Raw genomic sequence first — 14,164 nt, 5'->3', positions numbered from 1 at the left:
AGAAGGGGGCGAGGGGCGGCGAAGCCGCCCCTCGCCATGCGAGCCGGTTACCCGAAAACCGACCCGCGAGGGTGCGGCCGCGCTGAGAAGCGCGGTGCACCGAACGCACAAGCGTTCCAGCAGATTCAGTCTGACGCCTTCGCGCGGAGCTGTCTGTAGGTATTTTGGGGGACACGGGCCGCCCGGTCGCCCCGGGTCGTGTCCGGCCACGCCGACCGGGTGTCAGCCGCCGAAGCGTCCCCAGCCGATCTCGCGGCGGAGCGGCGGGCGCAGCGACCGCGCCGACACGAGCCACGCCGACGGCCGCGGCTCGTTCTCCGCGAGAGCCGCCTCGGCCTCGCGCGTGTACGCCTCGGTCACGACGGCGACGACCGCCGCGAGCTCGTCGGGCGTCGGGTCGCCGCGGCGCACCCCGACGCGCAGCGCGTCGGGGGCGGGCGGCGGCGTGGCATCCTGCGCTTCGGCCGCGTCGCCCGGACGCGTCTCGGGAGCCTGGGCGTCGCTCACAGCGGGATGTTCCCGTGCTTCTTGGCCGGCAGGCTCGCGCGCTTGCCGCGCAGCGAGCGGAAGGCCTTCGCGACCGCGACGCGCGTCTGGGCGGGTTCGATGATGCCGTCGAGCTCGCCGCGCTCCGCGGCGAGGAACGGCGAGGCCACGTTGTACGTGTACTCGTTCGCGAGGCGCTGCCGGACGGCGGCGACGTCCTCGCCCGCCTCCTCGGCCTTGCGGATCTCGCCGCGATAGAGGATGTTCACGGCGCCCTGACCGCCCATGACGGCGATCTCCGCGGTCGGCCAGGCGAGGTTGATGTCGGCGCCGAGCTGCTTCGAGCCCATGACGATGTACGCCCCGCCGTAGGCCTTCCGGAGGATGACGGTGACGAGCGGCACCGTCGCCTCGGCGTAGGCGTAGAGCAGCTTCGCGCCGCGGCGGATGACGCCGGTCCACTCCTGGTCGGTGCCGGGGAGGTATCCCGGGACGTCGACGAGGGTCAGGATCGGGATCGAGAACGCGTCGCAGAACCGCACGAACCGGCTGGCCTTCTCGCCCGCCTCGATGTTGAGTGTGCCGGCCATCTGCGAGGGCTGGTTCGCGATGATGCCGACCGTGCGGCCCTCGATGCGGCCGAGGCCGATGACGATGTTCGGCGCGAACAGCGGCTGCACCTCGAGGAAGTCGCCGTCGTCGACGATGTGCGAGATCACCTGGTGGATGTCGTAGGGCTGGTTGGGCGAGTCGGGGATGACGGTGTTGAGCACGCGATCGGCATCGGTCGTCTCCCACTCGAACGCGTGCTCGTAGACCGGGATCTCGGACATGTTGTTGTCGGGCAGGAAGCCGATCATGGTGCGTGCGTAGTCGAGTGCGTCGTCCTCGTCCTCGGCGAGGTAGTGGGCGACGCCCGAGCGGGTGTTGTGCGTGTAGGCGCCGCCGAGCTCTTCCATGCCGACGTCCTCACCGGTGACGGTCTTGATGACGTCGGGGCCGGTGACGAACATCTGCGAGGTCTTGTCGACCATGATGACGAAGTCGGTGAGAGCGGGGGAGTACACCGCGCCGCCCGCGGCCGGGCCCATGATGATCGAGATCTGCGGGATGACGCCGGATGCCGCGGTGTTCAGCCGGAAGATCTCGCCGTACTTGCCGAGGGCGACCACGCCCTCCTGGATGCGGGCTCCGCCCGAGTCGAGGATGCCGATGATCGGCATGCCGCCGCGGAGGGCGAACTCCATCACCTTGATGATCTTGTCGCCGGCGACCTCGCCGAGCGATCCGCCGAAGGTCGTGAAGTCCTGTGCGTAGACCGCGACGGTGCGGCCGTGGATCGTGCCGACACCGGTGACCACGGCGTCGCCGTAGGGGCGCGAGCGGTCCATCCCGAACGCGGTGGTGCGGTGGCGCACGTACTCGTCGAGCTCGACGAACGAGCCCGGGTCGACGAGCAGCTCGATGCGCTCGCGCGCGGTGAGCTTGCCCTTGGCGTGCTGCTTGTCGCGGGCGACGACCTCGGCGTCGACGACGGCCTCCTGGTAGCGCGCCCGCAGGTCGGCGATCTTGCCGGCGGTCGTGGAGAGGTCTCCCGCGGTGGTCTGCTCGTTCTGGTTCGGCTGGACTGGCACGGGTTCCACCCTATCCAGCGGCCCGCGCTGGCGGTTGGCGGACTGCGACAACGACCCGGCGCTTTCGCTGTAGGCATCCCTCGCCCGCTCCCCGGCTCCGGTCCCCAGTCCCGGGTTCCGCCCCTGGTCCTCGAGTTCCACCGCGGTCCCCGAGCTTGTCGAGGGGCGCGCAGCGACGGTGTATCCAGACGCACCGCCACGTTCTAGGGTGGCGCTATGCCGATCCCCACTCAGGGCTTCCCCCGTGCCGCCGCCGTCTCGCCCCGCCTGCAGGTCGTCGACAGCGTCGACTCGACCAACGCCAAGCTGCTCCGCGACGCCGCGGTCGATCCCGACGGGCATCCCCATCTCGCGGTCGTCGTCACCGACGACCAGCGCGCGGGACGCGGCCGGCTCGACCGCGTGTGGGCGGCGCCGGCGGGCACCGCCCTCGCGATCTCGGTGCTGCTGCGGGTCGCCGCCGTCGAGGTCGCCGACCGCGGCTGGATTCCGCTCGTCGCCGGGTCCGCGATGCGGCAGGCGATCGCCGCACAGCTTCCCGGTCGCGCCGTCACCCTCAAGTGGCCGAACGACGTCCTCGTGGGCGAGAAGGACGGCGGGCCTGCCCGCAAGATCAGCGGCATCCTCGCCGAAGTGCTGCCCTCCGACCCGATGGCGGTGGTCGTCGGGGCTGGCGTGAACACCACGATGGAGACCGTCGATCTGCCGGTTCCCACGGCGACCTCGTTCGCCGACCAGGGCGTCGACGTCGATGAAGACCGGCTGCTCGCCGACTACCTCGAGGCGCTGCGCGACGGCATCGCCGCGCTGGCCGTCGGCGGGCACGCCGCCGTCGCCGATGAGATCGCCGAGCACTGCAGCACGCTCGGCGAAGAGGTGTCGGTCTCGCTGCCCGCACCGGCGAGCGAGGCGGGCGAGCCGGGCGGTGACGTCGACACGACGCTCCGCGGCGTCGCGGTGCGCTTGGATGCCTCGGGGGGACTCGTCGTCCAGAGCGCGGGCGTCGAGAGGGTCGTCAACGCGGGCGACGTCGTCCACGTGCGCTGATCGGGCGTTCCCGACACGCCCGCTCGGGGCCGTGTGACCAGGAATCGGCGGTGTGGGGCGCCACAATGGAGGGGTGACCCAGCCGACCGCGTACACGGGGCGACCGCTCACCCCGGCCCCCGGCGTCGAGTCGCGCGAGCTGCGGATCGCCCGGGTGCGGCCGCATGCGCGGCGGCTGTTCTGGTCGGCGCTCGTGCTCATCGTGGTCGCGGGGGCGGTCGGGTACTTCACGGGCAATCTGCCTGCTCCGCTCGATGAGACCCCCGACTGGGTGCTGTGGCTCGTTGCCGGCGTCGTGGTGCTGCTGCTCGTGGTGATTCCCTACCTGCGCTGGCTCGCGCATACCTACACCGTGACGACGCGTCGGGTGATCGCCCGCTCGGGGCTCCTGCGCCGCACGCGCACCGAGATCGGCCACGCCCGCGGGTACACGATCGCGGAGCGCCGCGGGCCGATCCAGCGCCTGTGGGGCGCGGGGACCCTGACGCTCTCGAACGGTGTGGACGCGCCGCTGCGCCTGGTCGACATCCCCTCGGTGCGACTCATGAACGAGACCCTCGCCGATCAGGTCGAGGTGAGCCAGATCCTCGCGCACCGCGATTCGCACGCCGTGCCGATCGTGCCCGGCCCGCCTCCGCCCCTGCCGCCCGACCTCGCCTGAGCCCGGGCCGCGGCGTCCACGCCGCCGCGCGGTCGTGCCGAGCGGGTGCGACCTGGGAGGATGGTGCCGACGGAAAGGGATGCCATGGCTCTGACACTCGGGATCGTCGGCGGCGGACAGCTGGCCAGGATGATGATCGCGCCGGCGGTGGAGCTCGGCGTCGACGTGCGCGTGCTCGCCGAGGAGCCGGGCATGTCCGCGGCGCTCGCCGCGACCGCGACGGGCGACTACCGCGACCTCGAGACCGTCCGCGCGTTCGCCCGGGACGTCGACGTCGTCACGTTCGACCACGAGCATGTGCCGCAGGACGTGCTGCGCGCCCTCGTCGCAGACGGCGTCGCCGTGCACCCGGGCCCCGACGCGCTGCAGTTCGCGCAGGACAAGCTCGCGATGCGGGCGCGCCTGGCCGAGCTCGGTGCGCCGCAGCCGGAGTGGGCGGCGGTGGCGGATGCCTCGGACCTGCAGGCGTTCCTCGACGAGAACGGCGGCCGCGCCGTCGTCAAGACGCCGCGCGGCGGCTACGACGGCAAGGGCGTGCGGGTCGTGTCGAGCCCCGAAGAGGTGGCGGACTGGTTCGGTGACGGCCCCCTTCTGGCCGAGGAGCTCGTCGACTTCGCCCGCGAGCTCGCCCAGCAGGTGGCCCGTCGGCCGTCGGGGGAGCTCGCCGTCTACCCCGTCGTCGAGACCGTGCAGCGCGGCGGCGTCTGCGCCGAGGTGATCGCCCCGGCGCCCGAGCGCACCGCGCGCCTGGCCGAGGTGGCGGCCGACATCGGCGCCGCGATCGCCGAGGGGCTCGGCGTCACGGGGATGCTCGCGGTGGAGCTGTTCGAGACCACCGACGAGCGGCTGCTCGTGAACGAGCTGGCGATGCGCCCGCACAACAGCGGCCACTGGGGGCAGGACGGCGCGGTCACCGGACAGTTCGAGCAGCACGTGCGCGCGGTGCTCGACCTGCCGCTCGGCGACCCGGCGCCCCGCCAGCCGTGGGCCGTGATGGTGAACATCCTCGGCGGCCCCGAGACCGACACACTCGAGAGCCGGCTGCCGGCCGCGCTCGCCGCCCACCCCGCCGCGAAGGTGCACACCTACGGCAAGGCGCCGCGCCCCGGGCGGAAGGTCGGGCACGTCAACGCGACCGGCGACGACCTCGACGCGGTCGTGTACGAGGCCCGCGCCGCGGCATCCTTCTTCGCGGACTGATCCGCCTGCACGGGCGGCCGACCTGCGCGACTGATCCGCCGAGGAACGACGCGGGCGGGAGCGTGGCGTTCCGGGGTTCTTCCAGGGTGTCGCCCTAGCCTGGTCGGGTGACCTCGACGCGCATCCCCTCGGCATCCCCTCTGGTCGGCGTCGTCATGGGGTCGGACTCCGACTGGCGCGTCATGAGCGACGCCTCGCAGGTGCTGAGCGAATTCGGCATCCCGCACGAGGTCGAGGTCGTCTCGGCTCACCGCACGCCCGACAAGCTCATCTCGTACGGGCGCGGCGCGCGCGACCGGGGCCTCCGGACGATCATCGCCGGGGCCGGGGGAGCGGCGCACCTGCCCGGCATGCTGGCATCCGTCACCGCGCTGCCGGTCATCGGCGTGCCGGTGCAGCTGGCGACCCTCGACGGTCTCGACTCGCTGCTGAGCATCGTGCAGATGCCGGCGGGGATCCCGGTGGCGACGGTGTCGATCAACGGAGCGAAGAACGCCGGTCTGCTGGCCGCGCGGATTCTCGGGACATCCGATGCGCGCATCGCCGACCGTGTCGAGCAGTACGCGCGGACGCTGGAGGAGCAGGTCGAGGAGAAGAACCGTCGCCTGAAGGAGTCGCTGTGAGCGTGTCGGCGCCGCCGCGGATGCCTCGGCAGCCCGCCTCCGCATCCGCCGCGTCGTCCGGCCGCGCCGCGGGTTCCGGCGACGTGATCATCGGCAACCAGCCGATCCGTCGCCCCGACACCCGCTCGCCGGAGGTGATGACGCGGCGCGCCTGGTGGCTCGTCGTCCTGAACTTCCTGATCCCGGGGTCGGCGCAGTCCCTCGCCGGCAACCGCAGGCTCGGGCGCATCGGCCTGACCGCGACGATCGTGATGTGGCTGCTCGTCATCGCAGGGATCGGGATCACGGTGGTGTCGCCCGGCTTTCTCACGTCGCTGATGACGAACGGGTTCTTCCTGCTGCTCGTGCAGATAGTGCTGCTCGCTTACGCCGTCCTGTGGGTCATCCTCACGGTCGACACGCTGCGGCTCGTGCGGCTCGTGAAGGTGAAGCCTTCGGCGCGGCCGCTCGTGGCGCTGCTCGCGATCCTCGGCCTCGTGATCGGGGGCGGTAGCGTCACCTATGCCTCACAGCAGTTGATCGGGCCTGCGCGCGAGGCCCTGGCATCCATCTTCACCAACAACGACCCGCCGGTGCCGCCGTCGAACGGGTACTACAACTTCCTCCTGCTGGGCGCCGACTCCGGTCTCGGGCGCGAGTCGATGCGCTTCGACTCGATCTCGGTGGTCTCGGTCAACGCCGAGACGGGCGCCGTGCACATCACCGGCATCCCGCGCGACCTCGCCTACGCGCCCTTCGCCGACGGGCCGATGCACGACCTCTACCCCGACGGTTTCGAGGGGCACTACTCCGAGGACTGCGGCTGGGGACCGGGCATCAACCAGCTGATGAACGCCGTGGAGATCTGCCAGGACGACGAAGGCGCGAGCATCTACCCGGAGGCCGCCGCGAACTCCTCGACGCCCGCGATCGAGGCGACGAAGGATGCCGCGGAGGGGATCCTCGGGATCGAGATCCCGTACTACGTGTTCGTCGACATGAAGGGCTTCGCCGACATCGTCGACGCGCTCGGCGGCGTCGACATCACCGTGCAGGAGCGGCTGCCCAAGGGCGGCGGACCGTCGTACGAGGGCGAGCCGGCCGAGGATTGGGCGATCGGCTGGATCGAGGCGGGCCCGCAGCACATGGACGGCGACACCGCGCAGTGGTACGCGCGGTCGCGGTACACGACGAGCGACTGGGACCGGATGCGCCGTCAGCGCGAGCTGCAGCAGGCGATCCTCGCGCAGGCGAACCCGGCGAACGTGCTGACGCGGTTCCAGCAGGTCGCGGCGGCCGGGGAGGACCTCGTGCAGACCGACATCCCGTCGGGGCTGCTGCCCTTCCTGATCGACCTCGCGGTGAAGGCGAAGGAGCAGCCGGTGCAGACGCTCGAGCTGACGCCCGAGGGCGCCGGCATCGACACCGACGAGCCGACGAGCGACGAGTATGCGCACGTGCGTGACCTCGTGCAGCAGGCGCTGTATCCGCCGTCCCCGTCGCCGGACTCCGATTCGGCGGGCTGAGCGGTGACGGCTCTGCTGCGGGTCGTCCTCGACCAGGTGGTCGCGCCGACGAATGCCGACCTCGAGAGGGCGTCGCGCGAGCTGGCGCGCGCGCTGATCGCCTCCGCGCCCGCCGGCTGCGCCGTCGAGGGCATCGTGCCGGCCGTGGCCGATGCCGCGGGCGTCGTCGAGGGTTCCGTGCCGGGACTGGCCTCGCTCGCTCGCCAGGCCCTCGCGCGGCGCGAGCTTGCGGCGGCGTGGCAGCTGGGGGTCGCCCCCGGAGTCGGCGGAGGCCTCATCCACTCCCCGACCCTCCTCGCGCCGCTCGTCAGGCACGACCGCGTGCACGACCACGATCAGACCGTCGTGACGCTCTGGGACCTGGATGCCTGGGAGCGGCCCGCCGAGCTGCCGCGACCGGCGGTCACGTGGCACAAGGCCATGCTGAAGCGGGCCGCGCGGTTCGCCGACGCGGTCGTCGTGCCGACGCATGCCGCCGCGGCGCGGGTGTCGGAGCTCGGGGCGTTCGGCGATCGGGTCCGGGTGATCGCGGGCGCCGCGCCGGCGGGGTTCGCCGTGCCGACCGACGAGGTGGGGCGGCGACGGGCGCTCGACCTGCCGGAGGGGTTCGTGCTCGTCGCGGGCTCGTCCGCGCCGTCGGCGCGACTCGCGGAGGCCTTCGCCGCGGTCGTCTCGTCGGGCGTCGACGCGCCCGTGGTGGTGCTGGACGCGCCGGAGGGGGATGAGCCGGCCGTGCTGGAGCTGGCTGCTGCCGCCGGGCTGGGCGAGGGGCGCGTGCACGTGCGCGGGGCGCTGGACGACGCCGACCGGGCGGCGGCGCTCGGAGGCGCGGTGGCGTTCGTGGCCCCGGAGGTGTCGTCGGCCTTCCCGTGGCGCATCGTGGAGGCGTTGCGTGTCGGGGTGCCCGTGGTGGCGGCGGACTCGCCGGTGCACCGCGAGGTCGTTCTCGACGGAGGGGTGTTCGCTGAGCCGTCCGACGGCTCGGGTCTGGGTGACGCGCTCGGCGAGGTCCTCGGGTCGACCGCCGCGGTCGAGCGGTTCGCGGTGCTCGCGGGCGACCGCGGGCGTGCGTTCTCGTGGATGGGCGCCGCCGAGCGGGTGTGGCAGCTGCACGCTGACCTCTAGATCCGTTGAAACGGCGAGCTCAGCACCCGCGTTCGCTGCGTGCTTCCTCTCTGATGGCATCCACGATGCGCTGTGCGGCTCCAGGCGCCCCGAACAGCTCAGCGGTGTTGCGGCGCTGGATTTCGCTCAGATCATCACCCTGGTCGAGTATCCGTTCGCTGACTTTACGCGCGGTGGCAATATCAGGAGTTCGATGAACGCCTTCGACGATGCGCTCGCCGATCTTGTTGAACGGTACGTGGTGCTCCCGCTCGATAAACACGGTCGGCGTCGAGAGGATCTGAGACTCCGTAATCATGCTGGGCCCGTCGGTGATGAGGAGGTCTGCCGCCGCGAGCATAGGCGCGTAGCCACCGCGGGAGTACCCGGTGTTGGGCAACGAAAGCCACTCGTCCAACCAGGCGGCGAAGTCTTCTCGGCTCACAGGACTCGCTGCCTGTTTGAGGACGCCGCGCAGGTACGGGTGGTGAGTGAAGACGAAACTCAGAGACGGCTCGGCGCGTGCCCACTCCAGCATCGCGTCTTTCACCTCGGGGAAGGTTCCGAAGTCATTCCATCCGCTAAGGATCGAATGGTGCGCCGACCACAGCACACGTCGACTCGACGACTCGTGTGGCGAGGGCCACTCGGGCTCGGCTCTTCGCAGCGCGTCGGCCTTCGGATGGCCGACGGCACGGAACTGTCGACCTCCCGTCAGCGAATGGGCACGCGCGATTTCGAGAGCCGAGTCATTCGCGCAGAACACGAGCCACGCCGCCCGGTGAAGGTGCTGATCAACCGCGCTGTCCACGCTCGGGTAATCCCACGGCACATTGTGTGTCGGGTTCATCGTTTCGTACGGAATCAGCGCCAGGCGAGTCCACCCAAGGTTCTGCGCGGAGAAGGCTGGGTCGACGTCCGCGTCCCACTGCGACTGCCGGAATACGATGTCCGGGTCTAACGACCGGAGCAGTTCCTCTGCCCACAGCGATTGCTCTTTGCGGAGGCGAAGGTGCGGCACGCCTCGACGCATCAGGAATTTGTGCATCCGGCCTTCGCCCTTCGGGGGCGTATCGCCGCCGTAGTGATGCGGCACTGTGACGACGATCGGATCGAAGTCGTCACGTTCACGCATGATCTGGATGACCTCACCGATCGAATCCCATGCGTCCTTGTTGTGAGCGAGAAAGACGACTCGAAGCGAACTTCGGTTCAGTGTGCCTCGGCGGGCGGCCAGGTTGGCCGCAGATCGCGATCTCTCGATAGTGCGTTCAACTCGGTCGAGGTCGCTGCTGATTCTTGGGGTGCTCTGCCGCAGTACAGCGACGGACGACTGCAGCTCATTGAGCTCTTGCTGAAGCGTGGCGACGCCGTCGCTCATCACGCGAAGCCGCGTTACGAAGTTTCTGGCTCTCGTCATCGGGTTCCGCATGGCCATCCAACGAGACTAGCTCGGTGGTGAATCAGTGGCATGCTTCGTCGCGGTTAGCCAACCGCGCCGCGGTCTTCGGCGGCTCCGCGGCCTTCGTCGCGCCGGCGTGCTCACCGCGGACCGGGCTGTGCGTTCTCATGGGCCGGCGCCGCTGAGCGTGTGTGGCAGCTGCGCGCCGACTTGTAAGTGCGTGTGAGGCGCGTGTCTTCGGCGTGTCCGTCTCCCGTCGGTGGTATCAGGAGATCACTTCCGTCACAATGGTGACGTGCAATCCCGACACCGCCCGCTCCGCTCTGCCCGCCCGCAAACCGGTCGGCTCGCGTTGCACGCCGTCGTGGCGGTGCTGGCACTCCTCGGTTCGCTCGTCGTCGCGGCGCCCGCGAACGCGGTGGTGGATGCCTCGTCATCCGTTGCCGCGGCGGCACCCGCGGCCGTCGACGCCGCCGTCGACTCGGGGATCGTGAAGGCGGCGGCCGTCGTCGGCTTCAATCCCGAGAACATCATCTCGGACGCTCTTTTCTATGACGGTGCCGCGATGACGGCTACTGAGATCCAGTCCTTTCTCGATGCGAAGATCGGGTCGTGTCGGAACGGCAAGTGCCTGAACGTTTTGAGTGTGAGCGTCTCTTCTCGCGGCGCGTGGGTCTCGCAGGTGACGGGCAACCTGGTGTGCTCGGCGTTGCAGGGCGGCACGATGCGCGTGTCGGAGCTGATCTATCGCATGCAGGTGGCCTGTGGGATCTCCGCGAAGGCGATCCTTGTCACCCTGCAGAAGGAGCAGGGACTGACGACGAGCGACGCGCCGTCGGACTGGAACTTGCAGGCGGCGATGGGGGCGTCATGCCCCGACACCTCACCCTGCGACCCGGCGTATTCGGGCCTGGGCCCGCAGATCGTGCAGGGCGTGCGCCAGATCAAGATCTACAAGGCCGGCCGATTCGCCATGCAGCCGGGCGTGAATTACATCGGGTACAACCCGAACTCCGCCTGCGGTGGCACGAACCTGAACATCCAGAACTACGCCACCGCGGCGCTATACAACTACACGCCCTACCAGCCCAACGCCGCGTCGCTCGCTGCAGGCTGGGGCCTCGGCGACGGTTGCTCGAGCTACGGCAACCGCAACTTCTACAACTACTACACGAGCTGGTTCGGGTCGACCACGAGCTCGCTGGAGACGGCGCGGGCAGCTATAACGAGTCGGTGGACGGCGATCGGCGGATCGGCGAGCGTGCTGGGAGCCGTCGTGGGCGGCGTCGTTTGCGGCACCGTAGGCGGGGGGTGCTACCAGAACTTCCAGAACGGTGCGATCAGCTGGACGGCGTCGACGGGTGCCTGGGAAACCTATGGTCAAATCCGAGCTCGCTGGCAGGCGTTGAGCTATGAAACCAGTGTGCTCGCGTACCCGATCGGAGCGCCGACGTGCGGCACTCGCGACGGGGGCTGCTATCAGAACTTCCAAGGCGGCGCGATCAGCTGGACGGCGTCAACGGGCGCGTGGGAGACGTATGGCGGAATCCGCGCTCGGTGGCAGGCCTTGCGGTTCGAGGATGGCGTACTCGGGTACCCTGTGACGCCTCCGGTGTGCGGCACGAAGGATGGCGGTTGCTATCAGAACTTTCAGGCCGGTGCGATTAGCTGGACTCCGTCAACAGGCTCCTGGGAGACGTACGGGGACATTCGGTCGCGGTGGGCGGCGCTCGCCTATGAGGACGGCGTTCTCGGATATCCGGTAGGCGGAGTGACATGTGGCACGGCAAATGGCGGCTGCTATCAGAACTTTCAGCGTGGGGCGATCACGTGGACCTCTCAGGCGGGGGCGTGGGAGACCTATGGCGGTATTCGCGCCCGCTGGGCGGCCGAGGGCTACGAGACCGGCATTCTGGGGTATCCGACGGGTGCGCCCACGAACGGCTCCGGCTCGGTTATGCAAACGTTCCAGGGGGGCGTCATCTCGTGGACGGCAACCGCCGGCGCCTTCGCCTCCACGGGGCCTATCGGGCAACGGTGGCTGGAAATTGGTGGCGCAGAAGGCGTGCTCGGAGCGCCAATCCAGCAGGCTGTCTGCTCGTCACGCGACGGCGCGTGTTACCAGAATTTCCAGAGAGGGGCCATTAGCTGGACTTCGTCTACAGGAGCGTGGGAGACGTACGGTGGCATCCGCGCGAAGTGGCGCTCAACAGGATTTGAGTCGGGTCCATTGGGTTACCCCGTTGGGGCGCCCGTGGCGACGAGCGGCGGCGTGTATCAAGCATTCCAGAGTGGTGCGATCGGATGGACCGCTATTTCTGGTGCCTTCGCCTCGACCGGTAGTATCGGTGCGCGCTGGCTGTCTCTCGCTGCCAGCGGCGGAACGCTCGGTTCACCGATCACAGACGTCATCTGCGGACTGAGGGACAGCGGTTGCTATCAAAACTTCGCCAATGGAGCGATCACGTCCACAGCAGCCTCGGGGACGTGGGAGACGTACGGCGATATCCGCGCTCGATGGCGCGCGACCGGGTTCGAAAGCGGCGTTCTCGGCTATCCCGTAGGTGCGCCGGTTTGTGGGACGAAAGACGACGGCTGCTATCAGAACTTTCAGAATGGGGCCATCAGCTGGACTTCGAAAACTGGGGCTTGGGAGACGTACGGAGACATTCGTGCGTACTGGAAAGCTCAGAACTTTGAGAGCGGATATCTGGGATACCCCACAGGGGCGCCTTCAAGGGATGCGCAGGGGGCGCTGAGTCAAGTGTTTCAAGGCGGCACGATCGTACTCGGGGCATCCGGCGTTAAGGTCTTGCCCTAGCCTGCAACCTCCGGACCGAGAGTCAGATCACGATCACTCTCGCATGAGCGTAACCGCCTGCTTACTGTCGCCGTCAAAGGCCACTTTTCCATCACGCAGGAGGATCCCGCGCTCGCAAAGCTCCGACACCATGTTCAGATCATGGGAGACAACTACCAGAGTCTTTCCAGCCGCGTGCATTTCGCGGATGCGTGTGAGGCATTTGCGTTGGAATGGTTCGTCGCCGACAGAGAGAATCTCGTCGATGAGCAAGACGTCGAGTTCTGTGTGAATCGCGACCGCAAAAGCAAGACGCAGGAACATCCCCGATGAGTAATGCTTAACCTCGGTGTCAATGAACGGCTCGATCTCGCTGAAATCAACGATTTCGTCGAAGCGCTCGTCCGTCTCGCGCTTGCTCATGCCCAAGATTGCGGCGTTGAGATAGATGTTCTCGCGCCCGGAAAGATCCGGGTGGAAGCCTGCACCCACCTCGATAAGCCCCGCGACTCTGCCGCGCGTGAGGATCTCGCCGGCGTCGGGACGTAGCACTCCCGAAATCAACTTCAACAGAGTCGATTTCCCTGAACCGTTGTAGCCCAGAAGAGCGACGGCTTCGCCCTCACCGATCGTAAAAGAAACCCCGTCCAAAGCTCGGAAGTCGGTGGTCAAGGGCTTCCGTCTCAGAGCGGCAACGAACGTCTCTTTAATGGAGTGGGTGTGGCGCAGCTTGAACCGCTTCTGCACATCATCGACGACCACCCGTGGGACAGAGGTGTCAAAGGTCCTGAGCAAAGCGACCCTCCAAGCGTCGAAAGACGAGTTGCCCAACGCCGAGCACGACCAGGGAAGTGATGATCCCGAACCCGGCGTACATCCATAGCTGTGGGAGAGCTGCGTTCTCCGTGGGGTTCAGTGGCGCCCAGAGACCGTAGTGGAACAGCTCGACAGCGGCCGTGATCGGATTGAGCCGGTAAAGCACGAAAGCCCAATCGGGCAGAACTTTCTGCACCATCTCCCACTTGTACATAACCGGTGAGGCCCACATCGCGCACATCACGATGATCTCCACGAAGCTCTGGGCATCACGAAAGGTCACGTTGATGGCGCCGAAAAGCATGCCGAGCCCGGCGGACAGCAACGCGACGATGATGAGCGCCACGAGGATCGCTGCAATCTGAGCGACGGACGGTGCCCATCCGAAAAACACCGCAATCGCCACGATCACGATGATCTGCGGAAGAGTGTTGACCGCTGCCACCAGCATGCTCGCGATGGGAAACATCTCCCGCGGTAGGTAGATCTTTTTGATAAGTGCGGCGTTGTCCACCAGCGATCGGGTGCCGTTCATCATTGCCTCGTTGAAGAACGTGACGATGGTGATCCCAGCCAACATGTAGATCGGGTAGAAGCTGATGGATTTGTTGAGTTGCAGGAACACACCCAGCGCAACGTAGAAGACAACGAACTGGACGAGCGGTTTGACGTACGACCAGAGCCACCCCAGAGCTGAGCCCCGATAGCGGATGCCCACTTCTTTCTTGACGATGAGGGAGAGCAGGTGGCGGCGTCTGAAGACCTCAAGCAGTCCGGTGTTCCCGCCGGGACGGACCAGGATGGCGCGGCGGTCGATACTTGCGGACACGGGGGTGGGAATTACCTCTCAGCGACCCGCAGCGGTCGGCGGGCAGTTCCTTCCATC

The 14,164-nt window shown here is 68.2% G+C and carries 12 protein-coding genes; 7 read left to right on the top strand and 5 right to left on the bottom strand.

All coding sequences use genetic code 11. The annotated features are described in order from the left end of the window. Positions 1-222 precede the first annotated feature (222 nt). Together LOK55_RS01760 and LOK55_RS01755 are read right to left on the bottom strand one after the other, a co-directional pair. A complete protein-coding gene (locus LOK55_RS01760) occupies positions 223-507 on the bottom strand; it encodes an acyl-CoA carboxylase epsilon subunit (protein WP_229933977.1) in 285 nt (94 codons plus the stop codon). Continuing rightward, positions 504-2,120: an acyl-CoA carboxylase subunit beta gene (locus LOK55_RS01755; protein ID WP_229933976.1), complete on the bottom strand. Its 1,617-nt coding sequence runs from the start codon at positions 2,118-2,120 to the stop codon at positions 504-506. The genes LOK55_RS01760 and LOK55_RS01755 overlap by 4 nt, the downstream gene beginning before the upstream one ends. A 216-nt stretch (positions 2,121-2,336) precedes the next feature. On the opposite strand from LOK55_RS01755, the gene LOK55_RS01750 reads away from it, so the two are divergent. The 6 genes from LOK55_RS01750 (at position 2,337) to LOK55_RS01725 (ending at position 8,281) form a co-directional block, all read left to right on the top strand. Continuing rightward, positions 2,337-3,167 carry a biotin--[acetyl-CoA-carboxylase] ligase gene (locus LOK55_RS01750; RefSeq protein ID WP_196323632.1) on the top strand — a complete coding sequence of 277 codons (831 nt, stop codon included), beginning with the start codon at positions 2,337-2,339 and terminating at the stop codon, positions 3,165-3,167. Positions 3,168-3,240: 73 nt separating this feature from the next. Next, positions 3,241-3,828: a PH domain-containing protein gene (locus LOK55_RS01745; protein ID WP_229933975.1), complete on the top strand. Its 588-nt coding sequence runs from the start codon at positions 3,241-3,243 to the stop codon at positions 3,826-3,828. 84 nt (positions 3,829-3,912) lie between these two features. After that, positions 3,913-5,028, top strand: a complete 1,116-nt coding sequence (locus LOK55_RS01740; RefSeq protein ID WP_229933974.1) for a 5-(carboxyamino)imidazole ribonucleotide synthase — start codon at positions 3,913-3,915, stop codon at positions 5,026-5,028. 155 nt (positions 5,029-5,183) lie between these two features. After that, positions 5,184-5,651, top strand: a complete 468-nt coding sequence (purE, locus tag LOK55_RS01735; protein WP_229934046.1) for a 5-(carboxyamino)imidazole ribonucleotide mutase — start codon at positions 5,184-5,186, stop codon at positions 5,649-5,651. Further along, entirely contained in the window at positions 5,648-7,156 is a 1,509-nt protein-coding gene (locus LOK55_RS01730; protein ID WP_374107596.1) for an LCP family protein, read from the top strand. The genes purE and LOK55_RS01730 overlap by 4 nt, the downstream gene beginning before the upstream one ends. 3 nt (positions 7,157-7,159) lie before the next feature. Continuing rightward, positions 7,160-8,281, top strand: a complete 1,122-nt coding sequence (locus LOK55_RS01725) for a glycosyltransferase (protein ID WP_229933973.1) — start codon at positions 7,160-7,162, stop codon at positions 8,279-8,281. 19 nt (positions 8,282-8,300) lie between these two features. Here the strand turns inward: LOK55_RS01725 and LOK55_RS01720 are convergent, their stop codons facing one another. Next, a complete protein-coding gene (locus LOK55_RS01720; RefSeq protein ID WP_229933972.1) occupies positions 8,301-9,698 on the bottom strand; it encodes a hypothetical protein in 1,398 nt (465 codons plus the stop codon). A gap of 316 nt (positions 9,699-10,014) precedes the next feature. Here LOK55_RS01720 and LOK55_RS01715 point away from each other — a divergent pair, with 316 nt between their 5' ends. Continuing rightward, positions 10,015-12,483, top strand: coding sequence for a hypothetical protein (locus LOK55_RS01715; RefSeq protein ID WP_229933971.1), 2,469 nt, complete (start codon positions 10,015-10,017; stop codon positions 12,481-12,483). A gap of 33 nt (positions 12,484-12,516) precedes the next feature. On the opposite strand, the gene LOK55_RS01710 is transcribed toward LOK55_RS01715, so the two are convergent. Together LOK55_RS01710 and LOK55_RS01705 are read right to left on the bottom strand one after the other, a co-directional pair. Beyond that, a complete protein-coding gene (locus LOK55_RS01710) occupies positions 12,517-13,224 on the bottom strand; it encodes an ABC transporter ATP-binding protein (protein WP_374107595.1) in 708 nt (235 codons plus the stop codon). Between the two features lie 16 nt (positions 13,225-13,240). Beyond that, positions 13,241-14,107, bottom strand: a complete 867-nt coding sequence (locus LOK55_RS01705) for an ABC transporter permease (protein WP_229933969.1) — start codon at positions 14,105-14,107, stop codon at positions 13,241-13,243. Positions 14,108-14,164 lie beyond the last annotated feature (57 nt).

Origin of the sequence: Microbacterium sp. F2E (assembly GCF_020905435.1) — a bacterium.
GTDB classification, from domain to species: domain Bacteria; phylum Actinomycetota; class Actinomycetes; order Actinomycetales; family Microbacteriaceae; genus Microbacterium; species Microbacterium lacticum.
This window is presented reverse-complemented; position numbering and strand designations above follow the sequence as displayed.

Excerpts from the sequence above, each read along its gene's own strand:
- LOK55_RS01750 (WP_196323632.1), top strand. The coding sequence starts at position 2,337 with ATGCCGATCCCCACTCAGGGCTTCCCCCGTGCCGCCGCCGTCTCGCCC.
- LOK55_RS01740 (WP_229933974.1), top strand. The coding sequence starts at position 3,913 with ATGGCTCTGACACTCGGGATCGTCGGCGGCGGACAGCTGGCCAGGATG.
- LOK55_RS01720 (WP_229933972.1), bottom strand. The coding sequence starts at position 9,698 with ATGGCCATGCGGAACCCGATGACGAGAGCCAGAAACTTCGTAACGCGG.
- purE (WP_229934046.1), top strand. The coding sequence starts at position 5,184 with ATGGGGTCGGACTCCGACTGGCGCGTCATGAGCGACGCCTCGCAGGTG.